Origin of the sequence: Paenibacillus albidus (assembly GCF_014644435.1) — a bacterium.
Classification (GTDB): domain Bacteria; phylum Bacillota; class Bacilli; order Paenibacillales; family Paenibacillaceae; genus Paenibacillus_AQ; species Paenibacillus_AQ albidus.
On the sequence record NZ_BMKR01000013.1, the window covers coordinates 73,214 to 100,155 of the forward strand.

Below are 26,942 nucleotides of genomic sequence, written 5' to 3' on the forward strand. Positions count from 1 at the left end.
TCACATACACAGGAGGAATCTCCCATGAAAAAAATACTCATTAAGAACGTCACACTGATTACGATGACAAACGAACCGCCGTTTGTAGGCGACATTTTGCTGGATGGAGATATCATCGCGGAAATCGGCCGGGAAATCAACCTTCCCGCCGGGGAGGCCGGCGAAATCATCGACGGAACCGATATGGCTGCGCTGCCGGGGCTGATCAACGCCCACCAGCATACGCCGATGAGCCTTTTGCGGGGATTCTCGGACGATCTCAAGCTTATGGACTGGCTGGAGCGGAAAATGCAACCTGCCGAGGAGAGAATGACGCCTGAGGACATTTACTGGGGGGCCAAACTTTCCATGGCGGAGATGATTCGTTCGGGGACAACCGCTTTTGCCGATATGTATATGCATATGAACGAGATTGCTGCGGCGGTAGAAGAGACCGGCATGCGGGCGTCTCTGACCCGGGGGCTCGTCTTCACTGTGCCGGATGGAGGACGGCGGATGACTGAAGCGCTGGATCTGATCGAGCGTTGGAGCGGTGCTGCCGATGGCAGAATTACCACTATGCTGGGACCGCATTCTCCTTATCTGGTTCCGCCGGAACCGCTCGGTGAAATCATTGAGCTGGCGGAAATGAGAGATCTGCCCGTACACATCCACTTGGCGGAGACCAGGGAGGAAGTCATACAAATCCGCGAGAAATACCGGATGACCCCGACGGAATACCTGTATCATGCAGGTCTCTTTGATAAATGCCATGTGCTGCTTGCCCATAGCGTGCATTTAAACCGCAGGGATATCGGCAGACTGTCCGGCATGCAGGGTGGTGTGTCCCATAATCCGGTCAGCAACCTGAAGCTGGGCTGCGGGATTGCTCCCGTCTCTGAGCTGCTGGAACAGGGAATAACGGTGGGCCTTGGTACGGATGGAGCAGGGAGTGCAGCTACGGTAGATATGTTTGAGGAAATGCGGGCTGCGGCCTGGCTGCAAAAGCTGGACTATGGCGACCCGACCCGGCTCTCTGCCCGGCAGGCGCTGGGGATGGCGACCCGGGAAAGTGCCGCACTGCTCGGACTCCAGCAGGAAGTCGGCATCTTGGAGGTGGGCCGCAAGGCGGATCTGATCCTGATTTCCCTGAACAAGCCGCATCTTCAGCCTGTGCATAATCTGGAGTCCCTGCTCGTCTACAGTGCAAACGGGGCTGATGTGGACACCACCATTGTGAACGGAAAGGTATTGATGCGCGGCCGTCGGCTGCTTACTATCGATGAGGAGGAGCTGTTCCGCCAGGTGCGTACACGGGCACAAAGAATTGTCGAAGGAATCTAGATATCTTGAACTAAAGACTCTGCCAAAAAGCAGGAGGAGCGTAGGGGGAGTTTGGAACTGTATTCAAATTCAAAGTAACCCCTTTCATGTGCGCCCGGGTATGATATGATAAGAATTAATTGTATCAAAATTTAGACAACCTGGAACGGGCCGAAAGGAGCTTGGAGTGAAGATGCAGTATTTTGAAGACAGTATGTACAACCTGATTGTCGAGACTTCCACAAATTTGCCGGGGGATGTACGGCGGGCGGTCGCCAGGGGGCGTGCACTGGAAGACCGGGCCACGCGGTCCGGGCTGGCTTTGACCACGATTGCACAGAATATCGGCATGGCCGAGCAGCAGGTGTCGCCGATCTGCCAGGATACGGGAATGCCCACATTTATCATTCACACACCGGTAGGCATCAACCAGATTGAGATGAAAAAAGATATCCATCAAGCAGTCATCCGTGCCACCAAAAACGGCAAGCTGCGCCCCAACTCCGTCGATTCACTGACAGGCGAGAACAGCGGAGACAATCTGGGAGCCGGCACCCCGGTCATTCATTTCGAACAATGGGAAGAAGATTATGTGGATGTTCGGCTGATTCTGAAGGGCGGAGGCTGCGAGAATAAAAATATCCAGTATAGCCTGCCAGCTGAACTGGAGGGGCTGGGCAAGGCGGGCCGCGATCTGGACGGCATTCGCAAATGTATTCTGCACGCCGTCTATCAGGCCCAGGGGCAGGGCTGCAGCGCAGGTTTTATCGGCGTGGGTATCGGCGGCGACCGGACGAGCGGTTATGAGCTGGCCAAGAAGCAACTCTTCCGCAAGGTCGAGGATGTGAACCCGAATGCCGACCTGCACAAGCTGGAAGAGTACATCATGGAGAATGCCAACAAGCTGGGCATCGGGACGATGGGCTTCGGCGGCGAGGTTTCGCTGCTGGGGTGCAAAATCGGCGTGATGAACAGGCTCCCTGCGAGCTTTTTTGTCTCGGTTGCGTATAACTGCTGGGCTTTCCGCCGTCAGGGTGTGCAGGTTGATCCTGCAACCGGAGCCATTTCGGACTGGATCTATGAAAGTGGAACCGGCGTTTCGGTAGATGAAGCAGGAGGAGAGATCCAGGAGCCGGTAGCGGTTAATGCAACATCCGCAAGTGTTGGGGGTACTGTGGAAGCGGGCAATCCGGCTGCGTTTCCCGCTGAAACTGCCGCCGCAACGGCTCAAGACGGTGAAGCTGGAACAGCAGGGCGTTCGCGCGAGGTCCGCCTGACAACGCCGATCAGTGAGGAGGATATCCGCAAGCTGCGCGTGGGCGATGTGGTGATTCTCTCCGGCGAGATGCATACAGGCCGTGATGCTTTGCACAAATACCTGATGGACCATGACGCGCCCGTGGACCTGAACGGAGCCGTCATTTACCACTGCGGACCCGTGATGTTGAAGGATGAGGAAGGCTGGCATGTAAAGGCAGCAGGCCCGACCACCAGCATCCGCGAGGAGCCTTATCAAGGGGACATTATCAAGAAGTTCGGCATCCGCGCCGTGATCGGCAAAGGCGGCATGGGGCCGAAGACTTTGCAAGCACTCGGTGAACACGGAGGCGTCTACCTTAACGCAATCGGCGGAGCGGCGCAGTATTATGCAGAGTGCATCAAGAAGGTCAATGCGGTGGACTTCATGGAATTCGGCATTCCGGAAGCCATGTGGCATCTGGATGTGGAGGGCTTTGCGGCCATTGTCACGATGGATTCGCATGGCAACAGCCTGCATGCCGAGGTGGAGAAGGATTCTGCCGCCAAGCTGGCCCAGTTCCGGGAGCCGGTATTTAACTAGGACCTGACTTAGTACCGCAGCAGAGCGATTCTGATGTATTTAGTACAGCGCAATCGCTTTGGCAGAGCTCAAAAGTCCATTCTGATGTATTTTGTGCAGCAGGCAGTTAGAAAAAAGGCCCTTTTCAGCTAATTCTGCTTTTCCTAATGTAGAAAATGCAGTCAAATCGGAAATGAGCCTAGTTTATTCGCTACCTGATGTATAAAATGCATTAAAAGACGCCAATCCGTACATCCCTACTATGCAGCAGGCCACCAACTGTAAGAAGCCCCCGGTGAGCTGTGTGTTCTGCGATAGTTAAAAGACTGCCGGAATACCAGCGGGTTAAGTGGTCAATAGATTTATATGAGGGGGGCAACGAATGTCACCGCATTATGTACGAAACGGATTTCATACGGTCACCCCTTACTTTATTGCGGAAAGTGCCGATTCGCTGGTGGATTTTGTAGTAGGGTGCTTTGATGGACGAATCAACGATATGCAGCGGAATGACGAAGGAAGAATTCGCCACGCAGAGCTGCAGATCGGCGACTCCATAATTGAGGTGTCCGAAGCGAACAGCAAATATCCTCCGGTGCAGCAGACCATCCATCTCTATGTGAGCAACGTGGATGAGACCTACCGCAAATGTCTGGAAGCCGGAGCAGTCAGCCTTGAGGAGCCGGCGGACAAGACCTATGGCGAACGGGGAGCGGGGATCAGGGACGGTCAGGGAAATCAATGGTTCCTCGCCACCTGTAAGCCATCTTGATCCACCGGTATTATAAATAACATCAAGCCGCCTTCTCCTATTACAGGAGACAGGCGGCTTTGTATTTGTGTCCCGCCATCATTTCCTGCTGGTTTTTTGTCCTGAATGGAGTTAGGATAAAATGAAAGTCACACGAAAAGAGGAAGAGGCACAATTCAGATGAAACCGTTTCGTATTCGTCTTACACTTATACTAATGGTCATGGTAGGGGTCTCCATGATCGGTGCCGGGTTTACGATGGCTCATTTGTTCAAGGATTCGCATGTGGCTGCGCTGGAAGAAAACATGTCCCGGGAAATAAATCTGCTGGCGGGCACGTTCAAGTTTCAGGACATGAACGCACCGGATGCTGTTGCATACTACACGGAGCAAGCCGAACATGTGGCTGCACTCATTGGTTCAAGGGTCACCTTTATTACCAAAGAAGGCAAGGTCATTGGGGATTCCGAGAAAAACCCGCTGGAAATGGACAACCATTCCAACCGGGAGGAAGAGCTGCTGGCCGCCAAGGACGGAATCGGACGGGCCATCCGGCATAGTGAAACTATGGACCGCAAAATGCTCTATGTGGCGGGTGCGGTTGCCTCCGGGCATGGCTTTGACGGTTATATCCGTCTGTCCATGCCGCTGGACGCGGTCTCCGAAGTGCTGAACCGGGCCTGGATGATTATGGCCGGAGGGCTGGTGCTGCTCTTTGTTGCAGCCACCTTCGTAAGTTACAGAGTTGCCTTAGGCATGACGTCTCCCCTCGAACAAATTACCCGGGTAGCCCGGCGCATCACGGATCAGGATTATGATGCACGGGTGCCGATGAACCGCAAGGACGAGGTTGGGCAGCTGGCGGCAGCGATCAATGCGATGGCGGACAGCCTGCAGAACCAGTTAAAGACCATTCGTGACAACGAAGGTCTGCTGCAAAGTGTTCTGGACAACATGACGGGCGGCATATTAATGATTAATGCGGAGGACGAAATTGCACTGTTGAACCGGGCGGCCGAAAAAATGCTCGATGTCAACAGCACCGAAATCACCGGACTTTCGTACCGTGAGCTCAAGCGCCATTACGAGCTGACCCGGTTGATAGAAGAAGGCATATCCCGCAAGGAGACCGTCCATGAGGAGCGGAGCATTTACAATCCCGGAGAACGGATTGTCAGGCTGGACGGAGTACCCATGCAGCAGGATGAATCCTACCGGGGGATGTTGTTCCTCCTCCAGGAGGTTACCGAAATCCGCCGGCTGGAGAAAATGCGCAGCGAATTCGTCGCGAATGTGTCGCATGAGCTCAAGACACCGGTTGCGGCGGTCAAGGGTTTTGCCGAGACCTTGCTGGGCGGCGGAGTTACAGATGAGAAAACAGCACGTTCTTTCCTGCAGATCATCTATGACGAGAATGAGCGCTTGAACCGCCTGATTGGAGATATCTTGGAGCTGTCCAAGATCGAATCGAAGCGGGTGGCACTGGAATGCTCCCCTGTTCACCTGATTGAGTTCTTTGATTCCATGCTTGAGACGATCAGCAAAGTGGCGGAGAAGAAAAATATCAGCCTCAGTGCAACTGTGCCGGCCGAGCTGTTCATTGAAGGCGACGAGGACAAGCTGCGCCAGATCTTTTTGAATCTGCTCTCCAATGCGATTAATTACACGCATGAAGGCGGCAGTGTCAAGGTCACCGCCCATAACCGCCTGAAGCCGGACGGCAGCGAAAGTGTGGTCTTTACCGTCAGCGATACCGGAATGGGTATACCGCGCAAGGATCTGCCCCGCATTTTTGAACGCTTTTACCGGGTCGATAAGGCCAGGTCCAGAAGCTCCGGCGGCACCGGGCTGGGGTTGTCCATTGTTAAGCATCTGGTCGAATTGCACCGGGGTTCGATTTCGGTGGAGAGTGATCTTGGAATCGGGAGCTCTTTCATTCTTGAACTTCCGCTGCTGCAGGAGGAAGAAGAGAGCTGAGTGGCTGAGATGTGCAATGTTGTGTCAAATAAAAGCTGCGGCAATTTATAATTTTTACACAGTGTTAACATTCCGGTGATATGATGGGTCTGCTGTTGTTTTGTAAATTTTAAAACATATGAATACGGGGGAACCTATGGCACAACGATTGCTTGTCATTGAAGACGAACCGACGCTGGCCCGGCTGCTGTCCTACAACCTTACGCAGGAAGGTTATGAGGTGACGGTGGAAGATCATGGAACAGCAGGATATGACCGTGCGACTAGAGAACCTTTTGACTTAATCGTGCTGGATTTGATGCTGCCGGGTATGAACGGAATTGATATTCTTGATAAATTGCGTGGACAAGGCATCCGTACGCCAGTTATCGTGCTGACGGCCAAAAATGCCGAAGAGGATGTCGTCCGGGGGTTGAAATCAGGTGCGGATGATTATATAACGAAGCCTTTTGGCGTATCCGAGCTGTTGGCCCGGGTCAGCGCTGTACTGCGCCGTATTTCCGGACTGGCTGAAGAAGCAGTTCCCGAAGCAACGGTATCCGCCTCGACCATTATTCTGGGTCAGCTGGAGATTTACCCGGAGCGTTATGAAGTGTCGCTGGGCGGCCAGAGCATCAATCTGCGCCCCAAAGAATTTGAAGTGCTGCTCTACCTGGCCCGCAAGCCGGGGGTCGTGCTGACGCGCGATGATCTGATGAATGCTGTGTGGGGCTTCGATTATATCGGCGGCCAGCGGACTGTGGATGTGCATGTCAGCTCACTTCGCAAGAAGCTGGAGCTTGATCCGGAATCCGTTCATATCGATTCGATCCGCGGGGTAGGCTATAAACTGGTAGTTAACAAAAAAAGAACTCCGGTCATTTAGGAGGTGTCTTCAAACCATAGGATTTAAAGAGGATATGACTTCTGTCATAATCCTCTTATGCTTAGGTTTGAAGACACTCTTTAAATGACGGAGTTCTTCTCATACCGTCACTTATTTTACAATGCGTTAACAATTCTCTTCAACTGTATTTACATTGCATGGTTATGATGGGGAACGAAGCTGATGAGAAGGAGACGCAAATACGAATGAAATCCATCATTGATATAGAGAAACTTGATCTCTACTATGAGTCCTTTCATGCGCTGAAGAATGTCGATCTGCAAGTGCCGGAGAAGCAGGTTACTGCTTTTATTGGTCCTTCCGGCTGCGGCAAGTCCACTTTGCTGCGTACACTTAACCGTATGAACGATATGATTCCGGGTACCCGGATTGAAGGCAAGGTCAACATAGGCGGCAAAAACATTTATGGAGACGAGGTCGAGGTGGAAAGCCTGCGCAAGCAAGTCGGCATGGTCTTCCAGCAACCCAATCCTTTTCCCAAATCGATCTACGATAATGTGGCCTATGGTCCGCGCCTGCATGGCGTCCGTTCCAAAAGCGAGCTGGATGAACTCGTGGAACAAAGCTTGCGCCAGTCCGCCCTGTGGGATGAAGTGAAGGATTTTCTGAAGAAATCCGCACTGAGTCTGTCCGGCGGGCAGCAGCAGCGGCTGTGCATTGCAAGAGCGCTGGCCGTGCATCCCGATATTCTGCTAATGGATGAGGCCACTTCGGCCCTGGACCCGGTGTCCACTCTCAAGATTGAAGAGCTGGTACAGGAACTGCGGAGCAAGTATACAATCGTGATGGTCACGCATAATATGCATCAGGCCGCACGTGTATCGGGCCGCACTGTATTTTTCCTGAATGGTGTGATTGTGGAGGCCGCAGATACGGAGCAGCTGTTCTCGACCCCCAAGGATTCCCGCACCGAAGATTATATTTCCGGACGTTTTGGCTGACCATATGTTCTGAGGAGGAACGCGCTTATATGATTCGCAGAAAAGAATTTGATAAAGATTTGGAAGAGCTGCGCAGCCTGCTGCAGCAAATGGGTGAGCATGTAACGGATGCGCTTGAAGGTGCGGTTCTGGCTCTGCAAACTCTGGATACTACGCGTGCACAGGAAATCGTCAAGGCGGACCTTCGGCTGAATGCCATGGAAGACAGAATCATGGAGATCGGATCACGGCTGATTATCACTCAGCAGCCGGTGGCGAAGGATTTGCGCCGTATTATCACTGCGTTCAAGATTTCGAGTGATTTGGAGCGTATGGGCGATTTGGCTCTGGACGTAGCTAAGGTAACGATGCGGGTTCAGGGGCAACAGCTGATTAAGCCGCTGGTGGATATTCCGCGCATGGCCGAGATTGTTACCGGCATGACGACGGAAGCCATCCAGTCCTACCTGGACGAGAATACTGATCTGGCCTACAAAATGGCTCAGGATGATGATCAGGTAGACCATTTGTACAGCAACATGATCAACGAGCTGTATGCTTATATGGTAGAGAAGCCGGATGCCCTGTCCCAGGCCATGCTCTTGACCCTGGTAGGCCGGTATATTGAGCGGATCGCCGACCATGCCACCAACATTGGGGAGAGCGTTGTTTATCTCGTCACGGGGAAACGCCCGGATCTGAATCAGTAAGCGGTTCAGCGGGTATTAATATAATAGAAGGAAACGTTGAAACGCCGGCCTCCCGCCGGCGTTTTTTGGATTGCAGGGAGAAAGGACCCAGACTATCAAGCCATCGTTTCTTCTGGGCCGGGGCATATGTTAAGATAGACAAAGCAAGCAACATAAAGGCGAGGTGTTACAGTGGACAAGTTAATTCTAATAGATGGCAATAACATTATTTACCGCGCATTTTTCGCAATGCCGCCGCTGACGAATACTGCGGGACAGCAGACGAATGCCGTATATGGATTTACGACCATGCTGCTGCGCTTGATTGAAGAACATAAACCGACGCATATGATCGTGGCCTTCGATGCCGGCAAGGTTACCTTCAGGCATGAAGGATATCAGGATTATAAAGGCGGACGCCAAAAAACACCGCCCGAGCTCTCCGAGCAGTTCCCTCTGCTCAAGGATCTGCTGCGGAATTTGGGGGTGCCGCAGTTCGAGATTGAGAGTTATGAGGCCGATGATATTATCGGGACGATCTCCCGTCAAGCGGATGAAGCCGGCCGGCAGGTTATGATCGTCTCGGGGGACAAGGACATGCTGCAGTTGGCTTCGGAGCATACGACCGTAGCGCTGATCCGCAAGGGCGTCACCGAAATTGAGCTGTACGGACCGGCGCAGCTGCGTGAGAAATACGATCTTACACCCGAGCAAATCATTGATCTGAAAGGCCTGATGGGCGATGCCAGTGATAACATTCCCGGTGTGCCGGGCGTGGGCGAGAAGACCGCCCTCAAGCTGCTGCATCAGTTCGGCTCCGTGGAGGGTGTGCTGGCAGGTACGGATGAGCTTAAGGGCAAAATGAAGGAAAAGCTGGAGGCCCATGCCGAAGATGCGCGCATGAGTAAAAAGCTGGCCACGATCTTCCGCGAGGTGCCGCTTGCGCATGCCTGGGAAGATATGGTCTTTACCGGAATCAAGAGCGATACCGCCGGTCCGGCGCTGGCCAAGCTGGAGTTCAAATCGCTGCTGGAGCGTTTGTCTCTAAGTGCAAATGCCCCCGTTCTGGCCGGAGACGGAGAGGGAGCCGAAACGGCGGAAGCGGAGCTTGATATCACCGTGGTTGGTGAAGAGCAGCTTGCAGCACTTGTTGCCGATCTGCCGAATATTTCAGCGCTGCATGTGGAGACGAGCGGAGAGAATCCGCATCGTGCCGAAGTGATCGGGATTGGGTTTTCTTCTCTGGAGCGGCATTACTTTGTGCCATTCAGCCTGCTGCAAAGTCCCGCTGCAGCGAAGCTGCGGGAGTGGCTGGGTGATGAGCACGCGCCGAAAAGCGGCTATGACCTGCACCGGGCGGACCTGGCGCTGCATTGGAAGAACATCCCCTTTGCCGGAGCAGCCAAGGATGTACAGCTGGCGGCCTACCTGCTGGACCCAACGGAAGCCAGCCAGAATCTGAATGATCTGGTATCCAAATACGGCTTGCCGCGCCTGGCTCCAGATGAAGATGTCTTCGGAAAGGGCGCCAAATACAAAATACCGGAGCTTGCCGTTCTCGGCAATCATGTCGCCCGCAAGAGTGCGGCGGTGCTTGCCATTGTCGGGAAACAGGAGCAGGCACTGCTCGATACGGACATGACGGGATTGTTCGATGATCTGGAAATGCCGCTCTCCCGTATCCTCGCCGATATGGAGAAACAAGGGATTGCAGTGAATATGGGCGATCTGAGGGAACTTGGTAAGGAATTTGAAGCGCAGATTGCCAAATTGGTCTCCGAGATCTATGACATTTGCGGAACGGAATTTAACTTGAACTCACCCAAGCAGCTCGGAGAAATCCTATTTGTGAAGCTGGGACTGCCTGTCGTCAAAAAAACGAAGACCGGCTATTCCACCGATGCGGAGGTGCTGGAGAAGCTTGCGCCTTATCATGACGTAGTGCGCCACATCCTGCAGTACCGGACCATCGCCAAACTCCAATCTACTTATGTAGAGGGACTGCTCAAGGAAATCTCCCCGGAAACCGGGAAGGTTCATACCTTTTACCGGCAGACCATTGCAGCTACCGGACGGCTCAGCAGCCAGTTCCCGAACCTGCAGAACATTCCGATCCGGCTGGAGGAAGGCCGCAAAATCCGCAAAGTCTTCGTGCCTTCGGAGCCGGGCTGGTCGATCCTCGCGGCGGATTATTCGCAGATTGAACTGCGTGTGCTCGCCCATATCTCGGATGATGAGCGCCTGAAGGAAGCTTTTTTGCAGGATATGGATATTCACACCAAAACGGCCATGGACGTATTCGGAGTAACCGCCGAGCAGGTGGACAGCAATATGCGCCGCTCCGCGAAGGCGGTCAACTTTGGGATCGTTTATGGTATCAGTGATTACGGGCTGTCGCAGAATCTCAATATCACGCGGAAGGAAGCTTCCCATTTCATTGAGCAGTATTTCGAGGTCTTCCAAGGCGTACGCCGGTATATGGATGAGATTGTGGTGGAGGCGCGCAAGAACGGCTATGTGACTACACTTCTGGAACGCCGCCGATATTTGCCGGAGATCAATGCGAGCAACTTCAATCTGCGCTCTTTTGCCGAGCGGACAGCGATGAACACCCCGATCCAGGGAACGGCGGCGGATATCATCAAACTGGCTATGGTGCATATGGACAAGGCATTGGCGGAGCGTGGACTGAAGAGCCGGATGCTGCTGCAAGTGCACGATGAGCTTGTGTTCGAGGTGCCTGCCGGGGAGCTGGAGCTGATGAAGACTCTTTTGCCGGAAGTGATGGAAGGGGCTCTGAAGCTGTCTGTACCGCTTAAGGCGGAGGTAAGTTATGGAAGCAACTGGTATGAAGCGAAATAGGCTCCCCGCATGGAGTTCATATCCGGTATAATGGTGTAGAGGTGAGAGCTAATGCCGGAATTGCCGGAAGTAGAGACAGTCAGAAGAACTTTGAATGCCTTGGTAAAAGGCAAGCAGATAGAGAACGTAACCGTCCGGCTGCCGAGAATTATTATCCGGCCGGATGATACCCAGGCCTTTGCCCATATGCTGGCGGGTCATAGCATTGTTAATGTGGAGCGCAGAGGGAAATTTCTGCGCCTTGTACTGGATGGTCTGGTGCTTGTCTCCCACCTGCGGATGGAAGGACGGTATGGTCTTTACCAGGCCGGTGAACCGCTGGACAAGCATACGCATGTGATTTTTCATTTTACGGATGGTACCGAGCTGCGTTACAATGATGTGCGCCAGTTCGGGACCATGCATCTGTTCCAGCCGGGGGAAGACCTCACTCTGCCGCCGCTGGTCAAGCTGGGACAGGAGCCGCTTGAGCCTTCTTTTACAGCCGGGAGGTTCAAGGAGATTGTGTCGGGCAAAAGCACCAAAATCAAGTCGCTGCTGCTCAATCAGGAATATGTGGTTGGTATCGGCAATATTTATGTAGATGAGTCGCTGCACCGTGCCGGAATTCATCCGGAGCTCAGTGCCAAGGCACTGACCGGCGAGCAGCTGGACAGGCTGCACCACGCTATCGTGGCTACATTGACAGAGGCGGTTGACGCCGGAGGTTCTTCCATCAAATCCTATGTGAACGGACAAGGGGAGAGCGGTACGTATCAGCAGCAGCTCCTGATTTATGGACGCAAAGACCAGCCGTGCAGCGTGTGCGGCACGATCATTGAGAAGAGTGTTGTTGGAGGCCGCGGAACACACTATTGTCCAAGCTGCCAGCAGCCGTCTGCCCACTGATCTGATTCAGTTAAGACTGCTCCGCTCCATATACGTTTGAGGTTTAAGCAAGCCAGGGTTACCCAGCAGCCGGAAAAGGCAGGCACCCACTGATTGTCCCGCCCATATACTGTGTGAAGAATGCTTACTAAAGCGAACGGAGGCTGGCGGATTGATCTGCCCGGCTTTCCGGTTCTCCACAGGAGGGGTTTGCGGGTGATTGGCCCATACTTGTCGTTGCTGCTGCTGGCGTTTGCCTTAAGTCTGGATGGCTTTGGGGTTGGTGTTACATATGGTTTGCGCAAAATGAAAATACCGCTGCTCTCCATTCTGATTATCTCGCTTTGTTCGGGTGTGGTCATCGGTGTCTCCATGCAGGTCGGTGTGCTCCTGGCTACGGTGGTTTCCCCCACCGCTGCTTCGGCAGTCGGTGCCGTGATTCTGGTGCTGATGGGCTGCTGGTCGCTTGCTCAGATGCTGATGCAGAAGGAGAAAGAACATGTAACAGATGATTTGCCCGTCTCCGTGACTGGGAACATGGTGTCCGGGAACTCGGTGCCAGCGGCTTGGCCCCGGACAGCTGCCGGTACGGATCACTCCCTGCCGGGTGGGGGGGCGGTACTTCAGGAACCAGGCAAAGCGGCTGTATTCTCGCTGGAGCTGCGGCGGCTGGGGATTGTGGTCCAGATTCTGCGTACGCCATCCTCTGCGGACATGGACGCTTCCGGCAGCATTTCTTCTACGGAGGCGATGGTGCTGGGGATTGCGCTCTCGCTGGATGCGTTTGGAGCCGGGCTTGGAGCGGCCTTGCTCGGTTTTAATCCGGTCTGGACTTCACTTGCGATTGCTTTGTTCAGCGGGACGTTTCTGATGCTGGGCATGAAGACGGGGTTGCGGTTTGCCGGAAGTTACTGGATGAAGCATGCCGCTGCGCTGCCTGCGTTATTATTGATTACGATGGGAATAATGAAGCTGTTATGAGGTGAGTACATTGATTATGGGCTTAACCGGAGGCATTGCATCCGGAAAAAGCACGGTGTCAGCACTGCTTGTGAACAAGGGAGCAAGACTGGTCGATGCCGATCTGATCGCCAGAGAAGTCATGCTCCCCGGACATCCGGTGCTGGCTGCTGTCGTCGAACAGTTTGGAAGCGAAATCCTGCTTCCGGATGGTGCTCTGGACAGAGCGAGGCTGGGGGAGATTATCTTCCGCCAGCCGGAGGCCCGGCAGATGCTGAATGAACTGACGCATCCGGCGATCCGCCAGGAGATCAAGGACCGTATGTATAGATTGCACGAAGAAGACCCGGAAGGGCTGGTTATCGTAGATATTCCGCTGCTGTATGAATCCGGTCTGGAAGGCCTGTTCACAGAGATTGTGGTGGTGTATGTGCCCCGCGAAATCCAGCTTGCCCGCTTGATGGAACGGAACGGACTTAGCCGGGAGCAAGCAGAGGAACGGCTTAAAGCACAGATGGACATTGAACTGAAGCGCAGCAAAGCCAGTGTTGTTATCGACAACAGCGGTGATCGGACACAAACAGAGTCTCAGGTTGATCATTTATGGGACAGGCTGGGCTTATCATGAAGTGGCTGCGCAAAAAAAGAGTGCTGCTTCTGCTGTTCATCGGCTTCACGGCTGTTCTGTTCCTGAGCACCAACTGGATGTCATGGTTTTATCCGATCCATTACCGGGATGAGATCAGCAAGCATAGCGAGACTTATGAGATAGACCCGTTTCTGGTGGCGGCAATCATCCGGGTAGAGACCAATTTCAAGACCGGCCAGGAGTCCAAAAAAGGGGCCATAGGCCTGATGCAGCTCATGCCGGACACGGCGAAGTGGGCCCTCGAAAAGGCCAAGCTGCCCGACGTCTCCATGGAACGTCTGAAGCATGACCCTGCCGTCAACATTGAGCTCGGTACCTGGTATCTCTCCTCGCTGTCACGCCAGTTTGAGGGCAACCGTACGGCGGTAATCGCCGCGTACAATGCGGGACCAGGCAAGGTTAGAAGCTGGCTTTCAGAAGGCACCTGGGACGGGACGGAAGCGGCGGTGAAGGATATTCCTTTTGGCGAGACCCGGCACTATGTGCAGCGGGTAATTTATTATTATGACCAGTACTCAGAGTTATACAATGAGTTCTGAAGTCTGGCATGAAAAAGAAGCATTGAACGGCCCAAGGGGCCGTTCAACACTTCTTAGGCAAGCTTTACTTAGGCAGATTATTGAAATTGACCTGCCAGTTGTTGTTCAGCGAGGGTTACAAGACGTTTAGTGATGTAACCACCGATCGAACCGTTTTCGTAAGAAGTTTTATTGCCTTGGTATCCATCTGGGGAAAGCGTAATTCCAAGTTCTTGAGCAACTTCAAATTTCAATTGCTCCAGGGCTCCACGGGAATTCGGCGCTACCAGGTTGTTGGAACTGTTGTTTGAGCTCATGCTGTTCACCTCCTATCGGTTGGTAACTGTATTATGTGCCGGACTTGCCATATTCATAACAACAAAGAAACGGTGTTTTTTGGAAAAAGATAAAGACCCCGCTCCCGCAAGGTTTCTTCCGGAGCAGGAGGCCCATTTATACAAAAGGAAGTGATGAGCTTATGAAATGCCCTTACTGCGATCACACTAATACCAAAGTGCTCGACTCGCGTCCAGCCAACGAGAATAAGTCCATCCGCCGCAGGCGTGAATGCGAGCGTTGCAGCAAGCGCTTTACCACGTTTGAGATGATTGAGGAAACCCCTCTGATCGTCATCAAAAAAGACGGCAGCCGCGAGGAATTCAGCCGCGACAAAATCCTCCGCGGCCTTATCCGCGCCTGTGAGAAGCGCCCGGTATCCGTGGAGCGCCTCGAAAAGATCGTCTCCGAGGTCGAGAAGACCCTGCGCGGGATTGCCTTAGCCGAGATTGAGAGCCGCCAGATCGGCGAGCTCGTCATGGAGCAGCTTTATCCTGTCGATGAGGTGGCTTATGTCCGTTTCGCCTCCGTCTACCGCCAGTTCAAGGACATTAACATGTTCATGAAGGAGCTGAAGGGACTGCTGTCCAAGAATACGGAGGAGCTGGAGGGGATATAGGGCGGACTTAGCTCCTAACCTCCACAAATAACAGGTGATTCTCCAACTAATTTGTTCTGCCCGGCACGAAATCCCTCAATTAGTTGGAGAAAATCCAGCAAACGCAAAGAATATTCAGGCTCCAAAAACTTTTTTTTAAAAAGTGTTGACACCAAGTCGGATTTTTTATATTATATAGAAGTCGCCTACGGAGTTAACGCTTAGTAAACAAGACAAGCTTACCGGTTTGAACGGATTACATATATCGTAATTTCGTCACAGGTAACACATGGGGCCTTAGCTCAGCTGGGAGAGCGCATCGCTGGCAGCGATGAGGTCAGGGGTTCGATCCCCCTAGGCTCCACCAATATCATATGGACTCTTAGCTCAGTTGGTAGAGCAGTTGACTCTTAATCAATTGGTCCAGGGTTCGAGTCCCTGAGAGTCCATCACAGAAGAAACGGCAGAGATGCCGTTTTTTTGCTGTTGTTAGGGACTGATGTGATAAGGAGGGGGATGGGGGAAACTGAAGAGTAGTCGGGGTGCTCACACCAGCTATCCTATTACTGAAGCACACTGGTGCAGCAGATTAACTCGTAGAAGTCTTTTTTTGGGGCACGGGGTCTGATCGGTTTGGAGTGGATTGAGTAAATAGCTGCATCTGAGTCCGCAAGCTAGGCGAAACATTATGTTTTTCTGCAAATAAGTGCTCCATCATGGTCCGTTCCAACTTAGCGGACTCTTCCTCAACAGGAAGAATTTAAGTTCATTCCTCCTAATCCTCCTAATCCTCCTAATCCTCCTAATCCTCCTAATCCACCTAATTAGCTTTATGCTTCATCCCCTGAATATTTTGCTATACCCTAATCTGATACGAACGATTACGCTGTTACGCTCCTACGATATCCAATAACTGCTGATCAACTAACTCATAAATACGTCTGCCGTGCCTATTAGTTACCTTAAGATGAAGTGCAAGCTCCAAAGGTGTAAACGCCCTGAGCAGACGCCTTGCGAAACGCAAAGACTCCGCTTCCAGCCAAGTTAATGTAGAAGAAACATCCGTCACGATGAATTCATATTGTTATATTTCTTAAACCTTATTGAAAATTGAAACTGTTCGAGATTTTGGTTAGGTATATATTATTCTGATTTACCCAACAGAGGTAAAGGATAATAAAAATAGGGCGCATACCAGAGTGTTTGCACCGAATTTTGGATATTTAGAAGATCCTGCAACGTGTACTGTGAAATAGAACAAGGCGGATCTAATATCGAATTCAATACCGTAATATTAATGAGGTTTGATGACAAGGTCCTTTTTGGCGGGGGCGCCAGTGACCGTGTTGTAGGCAAATATTACTTGTAAACGTGTAAAAACCGCCTTATGATGGATAGCTTGCAATCCATAAGGCGGTCTTTGTGCAAATATAAGAATTTATATGCTTCGCGCTATAAATTATCCTTCTATTTCTCGCTGAAACGGTTACCGTCCTTATAAGGACGGCGTAGCCGTTTCTACTTGTGTCTTCAGATTGTTACGGGGGCGCTCTGATGGCGGGGCATCCAAGGCGACGGTCTGCTCTTGTGCAGAGAAGTTAGTGACTACAATCAGCGTTTCATCATTTTGGGTCGCTGGAACATGAACATTACAACAGCTTGGATTGAAAATAGCCTCCATCTTTCAAAAGTTGGAAGCTATTGCAATCAAATTAGCCGCTATGATTTGGAAACAACGAGCCGACAATCAAAGACAACGTCTGCTTGTATACGGCATAGGCTGCTTGTACATCTCCCAAGTGTCCTCCTATGAAAAGATGAATGACGCCGTGGAGCGAAGCCCAGAATATACGGACAACGGATTCGGTGGCGTATTGGCCGGGAATTAGTCCTTGCTCTTGCGCGTTGCTGATTACGGTCAATAATTGCCTCATGGCCGTTACAGTACCGCGCATGCTTTCCTCGTCCGGTTTGAAATCTGCGAAAGCGCCTCCGAACATCAGTTTATAATAGCTGGAGTAGTGCTGTCCGAATTGCCAAAAGGTTTCGCCAAAATTCAGCATATGCTGTGCCGGATCAGCAGCTTGCGGCGTCCTCTCAAATTCGTTAGCGAGGAGCTTGCAACCGTCCAGATACAACTGCTGGGCCAAGCCCTCTTTATTGACAAACAAGCTGTAAATGATTTTTGTCGAGCAATTCATTTTTTGGGATACTTTGCGCACCGTAACGGCTTCCGGGCCCTCTTCCTGCAAGAGCATTGCCGCAGCATCAACAACGAGCTTGCGGAGATTTTCAGTATTTTGCATGCGAGCTTCCCGGTAGGTTTTCAATTTTCGTGTGTTAGTAATGGAGGAGGCATCTTGGTCGCTCATAATCATCCACCTTCGGTTATTGTGTTTTCTTCAGGAAACAAAGTTTCCTGACTCTCTTAGCAGGAATTGTATAAAGTTGTCCTTCACTTGTCAATAAAACGATGGAGGCTCAAAGATTATATTGACTTTCTAAAATCGAGTGGGTACAATGATACCTACAGGAAACACTGTTACCGTAAATGTGCGGTACTTAACTTTCATAAGAATCGAAAATTACTTCTGAGCAGTGGTAACGGTGTTTCTATATTATAACATAGTATCGAAAAGGAGAGCAGCACTATGACAAATAAGGGGAAATGGGCGCTCGTCACGGGAGCATCTTCCGGTATTGGAGAGCAATTCGCGAGACAACTGGCCACACAAGGCAGCCATCTGGTACTCGTCGCCAGATCGGAGAGCAAGCTTGAGAGCCTGGCATCAGAGCTCAGTAAGAAGCATGGCATCAAAGCTGAGGTTATCTCTATGGATCTTTCGAAAGAGGGCGCGCCAAGCGAGTTATATCAGAAATGTCGACTTTTGAAAGTGGATATCGAGCTGCTGGTCAACAATGCAGGCTTTGCTACACATGGTTTGTTTGAAGAAGTGTCAGGTGAGCGTCAACATGAAGAGGTTATGCTCAATGTCGCTGCTGTTGTAGATATGACCCACTTGTTCTTGCCGGACATGTTGCGCAGAAGCTCAGGTACAGTTATCAATGTTGCCTCAACCGCCGGATTTCAACCACTTCCCTATATGGCCGTATATGGGGCAACGAAAGCTTTCATCCTGTCGTTTACTCAAGCGTTATGGTTTGAAAACCGCAACCGCGGCATAAAATTCTTTGCACTTTGTCCCGGTTCGACGGACACCAGTTTCTTTAATGTCGTAGGAGCGGAAGAAGCCTCCGTCGGAAAGAAAGACACACCAGAAAGAGTCGTAGAGGTTGCACTTCGCGCGTTGAAGGAAGGGAAAGTGTATATTGTTCCGGGTGTACAGAATTATCTAGGGGCGCAGTTATCGCGTTTCATTACACGAAAGCAAAGTCTTCGGCTTGTTGGAAGCATGCTTCGTCCGCGTGAAGGATACAGCAGCAATAATAAGAATCCGGGTAATCAATCTGATCTTACAGGGAGGACAATACGATGAAAGCTATACAACTGACAAACGGCTTCGGCTTTGAGGAATTAACCATGACGGAACTCGACCAACCAACGCCAGGCCCTAAGGAGGTGCTGATCCGCATGAGGGCAGCTTCTCTCAATTATCGGGATCTAGTGGTCCTGAGCGGATTAATGCCGATCGAAGTCAAATTCCCCTTCATTCCATTATCAGACGGAGCGGGAGAAATTGTAGCCATTGGCCAAGGAGTAACTAGGTTTCAGGTCGGACAACGCGTAGCAGGTAATCTTCAACAGCGCTTCATTAGCGGCAATCCAAGACCAGGGGTGTTAGAAGAAAGTCTGGGAGGTCCGTTGAACGGAGTAGCGGCCGAGTATGTCGTTCTACATGAAGACGGAGTCGTCCCTATTCCCGATCACCTCACTTATGAGGAGGCCTCCACCCTGCCGATCGCGGCATTAACCGCATGGAGTATGCTAATCGAATACGGCGGTTTGCAAGCGGGTGATACTGTGCTGCTGCAAGGAACAGGCGGTGTCTCCATCTTCGGGCTTCAATTCTCGCTTATGACCGGGGCACGAGTCATCATCACGTCGAGCAGCAATGACAAGCTTGAACGAGCAAAAGCTCTTGGTGCATGGCAAACGATCAATTATTCGGAGGTTCCTGATTGGGATAAGGCAGCGTTAGAGCTGACTGGCGGCGTCGACCATGTTCTGGATGTTGGAGGAGCGGCAACGATGGGGAAATCCATAAATGCACTTCGCACTGGAGGGACCGTGAGTATGGTCGGGTTCTTATCGGGCTTGACCATTCCGGAATACGATGTCTCCAGCATCTTGCAGAAAGCCGCAACGGTTCGCGGCAGTCAAGTCGGCAACCGGGAGCACTTTGAAAAGATGAATCGAGCGATTGCCCATCATCGTTTACATCCCGTCATTGACCGTGTATTCCCTCTAGATCGAATTGGAGAAGCATTCGCGCTCTTGGCTGAAGGAAAGCAATATTTTGGTAAAATCGTAGTCCAAATCTAAAATCTCTCAAAAATGACATAGGAGGCGCTCTAATGCCCAATAAACCAGTTAGCTCCGTTAAATCTACTGAAGGCGGGAATCGCCCTAAACGCTCACTGCGTGCTAGGATATGCAGATGGGGTCTATCACTGCTGGCGGTGCTCGTTTTAGGATTACTCGTTTTCTTGCTTTATCCTTCACCGGTCAAACCGGTAAAATGGTCCGCACCGACGGCTCCCTCTTTTGAGGAAGCGGGTCCGTGGAAACAGAACAACAAACTCAGCTCGGCTCAGCTTGTTACTGATGCCCCTCAATTCCCGGAATTCATTACATTCGATAAAGAAGGACAGCTATATACAGGAGATTCAGACGGGAAAATTTACAAGGTTCCTTTCGATGCAGAGGGCAATCCGCAAAAAGCCCAACTGTTTGCAGACACCAAAGGAACGCCTAATGGGCTTATATTCGATGCCAAAGGCGATTTGATCGTTACGGATGTCAAGAGGGGACTGCTGTCTGTAAACCCATCCGGGAGCATAGAGGTATTGGCCGATCAAGTGGACGGCAAGCCGATCTATTTAGCTAATGAGCTTGATATTGCCAAGGACGGCTCCATTTATTTCTCCGATACTTCGAATTATGGTAGCGTGACCTTCAAAGAAATGGCCGAGAACAAGCCGCATGGACGTTTGCTGAAGTACGATCCAATGACCAAGAAGACGACCGTCCTGTTAGAAGGCCTCTATTTTGCAAACGGGGTTGCCTTGTCCGCGGATGAAGATTTTGTGCTTGTGGCGGAATCGTATCATTATCAGTTGACCAGATACTGGCTCAATGGACCGAAGAAGGGTACATCTGATATTTTCGCAGACAATCTCGCAGGCTTCCCAGACAACATTACGCGTGATGACCAAGGTCATTTCTGGGTCGGTATCTTCACGACTCGCCTTTCTTTTGTAGATCAGATGCATAGCAACCCTTGGTTGGCCAGTACCATGGCCAAAGTGCCGCAGTCGCTGCTTAACGGCGCAAGCGCACCGGTGAAGCATGGGCTTGCTGCGGAGTTCAGTCCACAGGGAGAGCTTATCGGAAGCTGGCATGATCCGGAAGGCAAACTGTATGGCGTAACTACGGCTGCAAGCCATAACGGATATTTATATATAGGAACGGCACCTGGAGGCAGCAAGGGCGTTCATCGCGTGCCTTTAACAAAATAAGGTTGGAATCTGGGAGGGTGCGAAATGAATCTGGATGATTTGAAGCTGTCGTGGAATGAGAAGGAGAGTCTGACGGGCAAAGTGGCCTTGGTGACAGGCGCTAGCAGCGGAATCGGGGCATCGATCGCCAGGAAACTGGTAAAGCGCGGCGCCCATGTGACTGTAGTGGCACGTCGGCGGGATCGATTGGATGAGCTGGTTCAGGAATTGCATAAAGAGGGATTGTACGAGATTATGGCGGTACCTGCTGATATTCAAAAGGCTGAAGAAGTACAGCGTGTGGTCAATGAAACGATTAACCGCTGGGGCCGTCTTGATATTATAGTTGCCAATGCCGGATTCGGGTATCGAAGTCCTTTGGTAGAAGTGGATCTGGAAAGATGGGAGGAGTTGTACAGGACGAATGTACACGGTCTAATGTTGACGCTGCACTACGGGCTTCCGCCAATGCTGGGTCAGGGCAAGGGAGATGTCATCATCATCTCCTCCATTGCCGGCAAGGAAGTGATTGCCGGTGGAGGTCCATACAGCGCTACCAAATACGGCGTTAACGCTATAGCGTCTGCATTACGTTTGGAGACAATCGATCAGGGGATTCGCGTTACGACGATTCAGCCCGGGGCGGTGGCAACGGAATTTTCTCAGGTGGCCGGGTATTCCGAGGATGAAATTCGCGCGTTTGCTTCGAAAGTCCTGCCGTTACATCCTGATGATGTTGCAGAGGCGGCACTCTATGCATTGGAGCAGCCTGAGCATGTCAGCATTCCGGAACTAACCATTATGCCTTCAAGGCAAGCCCAGCGGTTCAAATAAAACGACGTCCAAATAGTACAAAAGATCCGTCCCAGATTTGGCAACGGATCTTTTGTTTTTCCTAGGGTTCGGTCCGCACGCACGTAGCAATTTATATGGGGATTGTGTTACGTTCAATCTTTACATATCTAGAACCTATGTTAAGTGATAGGAAGGTTACGGTCAGTAACTGATCTCCAAGCTGCAAAATGATAAGAAACTGATTTACGCAAGAGGAGCAGAGAAGCAAGTTGTCTCATCTGAAAAAACAATAATAAATCAGGAAGCTCTTACTCATTGCATCTGGAGAGATCGCTATTTCCTATAAAAGGAGATGCGGCTTCCGATAAGACTACACTCGTAATCAATAACCTCTTCAATCGAGTGCTGCTGAACAAATTCCATCAGGTCATCAGCCGGGTTATCGCGATACTCCCGATTATTGCGTGCGGCAATCGGAGTGTTAACATTTTCGAGGTTAACGGTGGAACGTATATCGGAAAAGAGGATACCCTCTTTCTCCAGCATGACCTGAAAAGGCTTGTGCTTGAACAACTCTTGTGCGACAAGAGCGCACATCGTCTGATTCCTCAGCAGGATTCCATCAAAGGGGTGAAGAACCCATCCTCTGTCATCCCGGTACAGGCTGAACGTGAAGTACTCGCCTCCATACTCATATTTCAGATTAATAGCAGTCTCTGAAGTAAGCTCATATGGAAATGCATCCATTCAAATTTGCGCTTCCTGCTTCTTGTTATTTGTGATTATATTAGCATAGCAGAATATGGGGAATCTTGGGAGAGATGATTTTTGGTAATGTATAAAACTAAACTTACTTTACAAAATATACATAATCTATGCGTTCACCAACAAAATTTGCGATATTCTGAGTCTCTCTTTTTTGATCTATTGTGAATCCGACACGCTCATACATTCGTTGAGCAGGGATTAGGTCATCATTCGTGAATAATATAATTTTCCTCACATCATTTCGGATGATTCTATTGACCGCTTCTTGAAGCTGCATTTTACCATAACCCTTGCCTTTGTGTTTTGACGCAATGCAATTATGACCAATTTCCGCATACTCAGGCATATTTCTCGGGTCCCATGAAACAAATCCGATAGCTTCATCGTTTAGTGTTGTGATAAGCCCATATTTATCTGCAATTTCTAAATTGTCAAAGAAAAAGTTATCAAAATCCTGCCAATCAGAAGTACAGCTTTGTTCATATCTGCGATCAAATGAGTACGCGTCTGTCAATAATTCAAAGAGTATTCCCCGGTTAAAGTCGCTCACTTTTTTAAATTTAACACTCATGTGCTAATAACCCCATTTCTTTATTTTATTTAAATAATGATGGAGCAGAGTTTGAGTTCGATTTTGCCGATAAGGAATTGAAGCTTGTTGTATATCATTAATCCCTATTCATCCACCCCACCCGCATTCTCATAAATATTCATAACCACCTGCTGGATCGGCAGCTCCTTGACCGAAATGTCGGAGAACCGGTGCTTCCGGGAGATATCTTCTAGAAAATCGCTGATTGAAATATGGGCCGTATCCACTTCAAGCGTAATCTGAAAGTCGGATAGCCTATCGATTACCTTGGTATAGGCATTGTCGAAGACGGTGCCCTGCACGGACTCCGCAAAAGTAAAATTGACCCGTTTCTTCTCCCCCAGAAAAAGCTTCAACTGCTGAAGGGAATCATCAAAAACCTTGTCCCCATGGTTAATGACAATGACCCGGTGGGCAAGCTCCTCCACATCCTCAAGATCATGGGTGGTCAGAATACACGTCATATTCTGCTTTTTATTCATCTGGCGGATGAATTCGCGGATTTTGACCTTGGCGATCACATCAAGCCCGATGGTCGGCTCATCCAAGAACAAAATGTCCGGCCGATGCAGCATAGCCATGACGAATTCGCATTTCATGCGTTCGCCAAGGGACAGGACTCGTGTCGGCTTTTCGATCACATGCGCAATATCCAGCAGCTCCGTCAGCTCTTCCAGACGGCTTTTGAAATCCGGATTGGCGATTCCGTAGATTGCCTTGTTCATATGGAAGCTGTCGATCGGCGGAATATCCCAGATTAGTTGGGATTTCTGACCGAATACAGCTCCGATTTTGCCGACATAGCGCTTTCTGTCCCGGGCAGGCGAATAACCAAGAACTTGAATTTCACCGCTTGTGGGATACAACGCGCCGCAGAGCATTTTGATCGCCGTTGATTTCCCTGCACCATTGGGACCCAGAATGCCGCAGATCTCCCCCTGCCCAATAGCAAAGCTGATATCGTTGACCGCGTGGACCACGACCTCTTCGCGCTGGAAGAAGCTCTTGAAGGTCTGCCCCATACCTGCACCACGCTTATAGGTTTTATATGTTTTGGTCAAATGCTGTACATCAATAACCGGCATCATCCGCCCACCCCCTCGTACAATCTGATCATGTGCCGGTAAATCCATATTCCTGCCGCCAGAAATAAAAAGCAGGGCAGAATAGCCGCGTAATCGCTGGCATGCACCCGGCCGAGAAGAGCAGACGCAGGGAGGAAGCCCACCATTCCCACAGGAATGATCATCGTTGCCGCAGCCTGCACAGCCTTCGGAAATATAGGCAACGGATATTTTCCGATGTGAAGCACACTGTCAGCAAGCTCGGAAATTCTCGAATTGCCTACCCATTTGAAGGAAATAGCGGCCATCATCAGCGATAATCCTGCCAGGACCGCGGTCCCTGCGATAAACATCCCGGCAAATTGTAACCAGAACAAGACCGGAATGGCGCCTACATGCATAGCGGCGAATATGAATAGCGAAACACCGCCCAGAAACAGTCCCACACTATCGATTGAAAAAGTAGTGGCAATAATAAAAAACAGCGGATTCAGCGGTTTAAGAAGAATAACCTCGAAGCTTCCCTCTCGGACATGTGACATTGTGGTCCATAGAACACCGCCGAAAATAAGACTCGAAAGCCCGCTGGACATGGTGAATACAGACTGAATTAACAATACCTCATACAAGCCCCAACCGGGAAAACTGGTGCCTGCCCGGTAAATAAGCAGGGTCACCAGCGGAAACAGAATGTTGCCGGCTAATGTGATCAGACTGCTGACGATGAAATTCATGCGATAGGCCGCAGCCGACTGCAAAGCGGAATACATACCCTGCTTATAAACATCCAGATACCGTTTCATGGTAAGAACTGTCCTTTCATGGGGTCTTTCACGCGCCGACAGCGGTAAACTGCTTCATAGCATGGCGGCGAACAAGCTCGTTAAATCCGAACGTAATAAGCACTGCCATCGCCTGTATGCCTACAGCTTGCTGTATGGACAGCTCGAGGCCGCCAAGCGAATAATGGCCGGTGAAAACCATTGCGGGCAGGTAGGCTATGTACTGAAACGGCAGGAAGAACTGGATCACTTGAAGGGAGTGCGGAAAGAAGTCAAGCGGAATAAGCGCTCCTGAAAAAATACCCGACACCAACATAAATGCGCTTCGAATCCCGCCCGATTGGACAAGCCAAAATGAAGTCAGGCCAATCGTGTAGTTCACATAAAAATTCATCAGAAAAGCAAGCAGCACCGACAGAATTGTCCATGGAAAGCTTGCCGGCCGCATATCGACTCCAAAAATAAAAATGAAGATCAAAAGGCAGGGCAAAAATTCAAATAGGAAGCCCAAAGACCGGTGTCCAATTTTCTGAAATAATGCGAACGAACGGTGATGAATCGGGCGCAAATGAAAGGTGAGAAATTTACCGGTGCGCACAAGCATGGACAAGTTCCAATCGGCAAAATCCATGGTCAGGTAACCGATAAGCGCAGTAGCACCGAAGTAGCGGATCATCTGGGGAAGCTCAATACCGCCGAGCGAGGAATGATCTCCATATACCGCCGTCCAGATGAAATATTGCACCATAAAATATACAGGACCGACGATAATGGAAACCATGGAATGAGTGCGGTAAGCACTCCACTCTTTGTAGGTCACGTCCGCTACCGTCCGGCAAATAAGCCATTTTTGTTTAAAGCTGTTCATCAGATGAGCCCTGACCAAATGATATTGGTCACATTAAACAATGCCTCTGCGTACCAATTATCTTCGGTGAAAGGCACAAACCATACGGCGGCGAGCTGCTCTGTAGGGTCGATGGCCATGCAGCAGGCTCCTGCGCCTTCATGAAAATAGCTGGTGTCTGAATAGAGGAAGGCAGGGCCTCTTCTCATATCCAGTCCAATGCCATAGCTCCGGTCGCTGACATCGTTACCCCAGCAGTAATCGGGAACCCCGTATAGGGTGCGTGTTGTGATTTTCTCGACCGCTTTGCGGCCAATAATGCGCGTATCGTGCAGTGTTCCCATGCCCAGGAGCATGTTGGCGAACCGGATGAGGTCGGCTGGCGTAGAGGCCAGGCCTCCGCCGGTGCTGGAGACTGTACCCCACAGCTTCTCCATCTGCGAATCTTCAGGCTGATTGCCGTTAATTAGATCGTTCAGCCGCTTCTCATGCCTCTCGTTTCTTATAATGGCGCGTCTGGCTAGCTCCGGAGTCAGTCCCCACACGGTATCCTTCATGCCAAGAGGCTTCAGGATCTGCTCTTCTATGTACTGCTCAGCAGTTACACCGGTCACTTTTTTAATAATTTCTCCGAGCAGGCAGAAGCCGAATGAGCAGTACTGCCATTCCTCGCCGACTTTTTTATTGACCCCGCAGCTCAGCGCGGCTGTGATCCAGTCCGGATCACCACTCTCAGGGTTATACTTTTCGAAATATTCACCGATTAATTGCCAATAAGATTTATGATAGGGAATTAAGCTGCCCGCACAGTCGGGAAACAGGCCCGAGGTATGGGTCAGAAGGCTGTAGATATCGATTTTGTTAAAAGGGTCCACGTTAAACTGCTCCAGGAACACGCTGACAGGAAGGTCAAACCGGAGAATACCGTCCTCAACAAGCTTGGCGATAGCTACTGAGGTAACGGCTTTGGTAATGGACGCGATATTATGAACGGTTGTTGGTAAAAGCGGGTCTGCCCTATCTTCCCGGAAAGAAAGCGGTCCCATAGCCCCGTGCATAAATGTCTTTCCATACCTGGAGACGCAGTAAGATGCGGACTGGATCTTTTTTTGATCGATCAGGGTCTGGAAATGGGCATTCAAAACCTCAATTCTTGAAGTGTCGTAACCTACCTCTGCCGGTGAGCAGTCGGTAACTCCTGGTGTATGCAGCATAAAATATAGGCCTCCTTATAAATATTTACGCCATGCAAGGCTAACCACTCTATCTAAGCGCTTTCAA

25 protein-coding genes and 2 tRNA genes are annotated in these 26,942 nt (G+C 50.8%); 19 read left to right on the forward strand and 8 right to left on the reverse strand.

Annotation, left to right across the window (positions count from 1 at the left end; translation table 11 throughout):
- The first annotated feature begins 24 nt into the window (after nt 1-24).
- The 12 genes from IEY53_RS16820 to IEY53_RS16875 all read left to right on the forward strand — a co-directional run bounded on the left by IEY53_RS16820 (nt 25) and on the right by IEY53_RS16875 (nt 14,221).
- Nucleotides 25-1,323: an amidohydrolase gene (locus IEY53_RS16820; RefSeq protein ID WP_189026923.1), complete on the forward strand. Its 1,299-nt coding sequence runs from the start codon at nt 25-27 to the stop codon at nt 1,321-1,323.
- Between the two features lie 172 nt (nt 1,324-1,495).
- Entirely contained in the window at nt 1,496-3,142 is a 1,647-nt protein-coding gene (locus IEY53_RS16825) for a fumarate hydratase (protein WP_189026925.1), read from the forward strand.
- 361 nt (nt 3,143-3,503) lie between these two features.
- Nucleotides 3,504-3,893 carry a VOC family protein gene (locus IEY53_RS16830; RefSeq protein ID WP_189026927.1) on the forward strand — a complete coding sequence of 130 codons (390 nt, stop codon included), beginning with the start codon at nt 3,504-3,506 and terminating at the stop codon, nt 3,891-3,893.
- 159 nt (nt 3,894-4,052) lie between these two features.
- A complete protein-coding gene (gene pnpS / locus IEY53_RS16835) occupies nt 4,053-5,849 on the forward strand; it encodes a two-component system histidine kinase PnpS (RefSeq protein WP_189026929.1) in 1,797 nt (598 codons plus the stop codon).
- Nucleotides 5,850-5,985: 136 nt separating this feature from the next.
- Entirely contained in the window at nt 5,986-6,714 is a 729-nt protein-coding gene (locus IEY53_RS16840; RefSeq protein ID WP_189026931.1) for a response regulator transcription factor, read from the forward strand.
- A 206-nt stretch (nt 6,715-6,920) separates the two neighbouring features.
- Nucleotides 6,921-7,676 (forward strand): phosphate ABC transporter ATP-binding protein PstB, encoded by a 756-nt coding sequence (gene pstB, locus IEY53_RS16845; RefSeq protein WP_229696196.1) that lies wholly within the window; start codon nt 6,921-6,923, stop codon nt 7,674-7,676.
- Nucleotides 7,677-7,705: 29 nt separating this feature from the next.
- The gene (phoU, locus tag IEY53_RS16850) at nt 7,706-8,365 is read left to right on the forward strand and encodes a phosphate signaling complex protein PhoU (protein WP_189026933.1); all 660 of its coding nucleotides are present in this window, start codon (nt 7,706-7,708) and stop codon (nt 8,363-8,365) included.
- A gap of 171 nt (nt 8,366-8,536) precedes the next feature.
- Nucleotides 8,537-11,206: a DNA polymerase I gene (gene polA / locus IEY53_RS16855; RefSeq protein WP_189026935.1), complete on the forward strand. Its 2,670-nt coding sequence runs from the start codon at nt 8,537-8,539 to the stop codon at nt 11,204-11,206.
- Between the two features lie 51 nt (nt 11,207-11,257).
- On the forward strand, nt 11,258-12,094 hold the full coding sequence (gene mutM, locus IEY53_RS16860; RefSeq protein WP_189026937.1) for a DNA-formamidopyrimidine glycosylase: 837 nt from the start codon (nt 11,258-11,260) through the stop codon (nt 12,092-12,094).
- Nucleotides 12,095-12,289: 195 nt separating this feature from the next.
- Nucleotides 12,290-13,054 (forward strand): manganese efflux pump, encoded by a 765-nt coding sequence (locus IEY53_RS16865; protein WP_229696197.1) that lies wholly within the window; start codon nt 12,290-12,292, stop codon nt 13,052-13,054.
- Nucleotides 13,055-13,064: 10 nt separating this feature from the next.
- Nucleotides 13,065-13,661 (forward strand): dephospho-CoA kinase, encoded by a 597-nt coding sequence (gene coaE, locus IEY53_RS16870; protein ID WP_189027066.1) that lies wholly within the window; start codon nt 13,065-13,067, stop codon nt 13,659-13,661.
- The gene (locus IEY53_RS16875; RefSeq protein WP_189026940.1) at nt 13,658-14,221 is read left to right on the forward strand and encodes a lytic transglycosylase domain-containing protein; all 564 of its coding nucleotides are present in this window, start codon (nt 13,658-13,660) and stop codon (nt 14,219-14,221) included. The genes coaE and IEY53_RS16875 overlap by 4 nt, the downstream gene beginning before the upstream one ends.
- 77 nt (nt 14,222-14,298) lie before the next feature.
- Here IEY53_RS16875 and IEY53_RS16880 read toward each other — a convergent pair whose 3' ends face one another.
- A complete protein-coding gene (locus tag IEY53_RS16880; RefSeq protein ID WP_189026942.1) occupies nt 14,299-14,517 on the reverse strand; it encodes an alpha/beta-type small acid-soluble spore protein in 219 nt (72 codons plus the stop codon).
- Nucleotides 14,518-14,678: 161 nt separating this feature from the next.
- On the opposite strand from IEY53_RS16880, the gene nrdR reads away from it, so the two are divergent.
- The 3 genes from nrdR (at nt 14,679) to IEY53_RS16895 (ending at nt 15,583) form a co-directional block, all read left to right on the forward strand.
- A complete protein-coding gene (gene nrdR, locus IEY53_RS16885; RefSeq protein WP_189026944.1) occupies nt 14,679-15,155 on the forward strand; it encodes a transcriptional regulator NrdR in 477 nt (158 codons plus the stop codon).
- 270 nt (nt 15,156-15,425) lie between these two features.
- Nucleotides 15,426-15,501, forward strand: a tRNA-Ala gene (locus IEY53_RS16890).
- A gap of 9 nt (nt 15,502-15,510) precedes the next feature.
- Nucleotides 15,511-15,583 (forward strand) — tRNA-Lys (locus tag IEY53_RS16895).
- Between the two features lie 1,263 nt (nt 15,584-16,846).
- On the opposite strand, the gene IEY53_RS16900 is transcribed toward IEY53_RS16895, so the two are convergent.
- Entirely contained in the window at nt 16,847-17,506 is a 660-nt protein-coding gene (locus IEY53_RS16900) for a TetR/AcrR family transcriptional regulator (RefSeq protein ID WP_189026946.1), read from the reverse strand.
- A 279-nt stretch (nt 17,507-17,785) separates the two neighbouring features.
- Between IEY53_RS16900 and IEY53_RS16905 the strand changes: the two genes are divergently transcribed.
- The 4 genes from IEY53_RS16905 to IEY53_RS16920 are packed head-to-tail and all read left to right on the forward strand — an operon-like array spanning nt 17,786 to nt 21,647.
- A complete protein-coding gene (locus IEY53_RS16905) occupies nt 17,786-18,631 on the forward strand; it encodes an SDR family NAD(P)-dependent oxidoreductase (RefSeq protein ID WP_189026948.1) in 846 nt (281 codons plus the stop codon).
- Nucleotides 18,628-19,638 (forward strand): zinc-dependent alcohol dehydrogenase family protein, encoded by a 1,011-nt coding sequence (locus IEY53_RS16910; RefSeq protein WP_189026949.1) that lies wholly within the window; start codon nt 18,628-18,630, stop codon nt 19,636-19,638. The genes IEY53_RS16905 and IEY53_RS16910 overlap by 4 nt, the downstream gene beginning before the upstream one ends.
- Nucleotides 19,639-19,670: 32 nt before the next feature.
- Nucleotides 19,671-20,834, forward strand: a complete 1,164-nt coding sequence (locus IEY53_RS16915) for an SMP-30/gluconolactonase/LRE family protein (RefSeq protein WP_189026951.1) — start codon at nt 19,671-19,673, stop codon at nt 20,832-20,834.
- A 24-nt stretch (nt 20,835-20,858) separates the two neighbouring features.
- Nucleotides 20,859-21,647, forward strand: coding sequence for an SDR family oxidoreductase (locus tag IEY53_RS16920; protein WP_189026953.1), 789 nt, complete (start codon nt 20,859-20,861; stop codon nt 21,645-21,647).
- Between the two features lie 294 nt (nt 21,648-21,941).
- Here IEY53_RS16920 and IEY53_RS16925 read toward each other — a convergent pair whose 3' ends face one another.
- The 6 genes from IEY53_RS16925 to IEY53_RS16950 all read right to left on the reverse strand — a co-directional run bounded on the left by IEY53_RS16925 (nt 21,942) and on the right by IEY53_RS16950 (nt 26,875).
- The gene (locus IEY53_RS16925; RefSeq protein ID WP_189026955.1) at nt 21,942-22,355 is read right to left on the reverse strand and encodes a hypothetical protein; all 414 of its coding nucleotides are present in this window, start codon (nt 22,353-22,355) and stop codon (nt 21,942-21,944) included.
- Nucleotides 22,356-22,458: 103 nt separating this feature from the next.
- On the reverse strand, nt 22,459-22,947 hold the full coding sequence (locus tag IEY53_RS16930) for a GNAT family N-acetyltransferase (RefSeq protein WP_189026957.1): 489 nt from the start codon (nt 22,945-22,947) through the stop codon (nt 22,459-22,461).
- 104 nt (nt 22,948-23,051) lie between these two features.
- Nucleotides 23,052-24,056: an ABC transporter ATP-binding protein gene (locus IEY53_RS16935; protein ID WP_189026959.1), complete on the reverse strand. Its 1,005-nt coding sequence runs from the start codon at nt 24,054-24,056 to the stop codon at nt 23,052-23,054.
- Complete coding sequence (locus IEY53_RS16940) at nt 24,053-24,835, reverse strand: ABC transporter permease (RefSeq protein ID WP_189026961.1); 783 nt, start codon at nt 24,833-24,835, stop codon at nt 24,053-24,055. Before IEY53_RS16940 ends, IEY53_RS16935 begins: the two co-directional genes overlap by 4 nt.
- 28 nt (nt 24,836-24,863) lie before the next feature.
- Nucleotides 24,864-25,682 carry an ABC transporter permease gene (locus tag IEY53_RS16945; protein WP_189026963.1) on the reverse strand — a complete coding sequence of 273 codons (819 nt, stop codon included), beginning with the start codon at nt 25,680-25,682 and terminating at the stop codon, nt 24,864-24,866.
- The gene (locus IEY53_RS16950) at nt 25,682-26,875 is read right to left on the reverse strand and encodes a serine hydrolase domain-containing protein (protein ID WP_189026965.1); all 1,194 of its coding nucleotides are present in this window, start codon (nt 26,873-26,875) and stop codon (nt 25,682-25,684) included. The genes IEY53_RS16945 and IEY53_RS16950 overlap by 1 nt, the downstream gene beginning before the upstream one ends.
- Nucleotides 26,876-26,942: the final 67 nt, after the last annotated feature.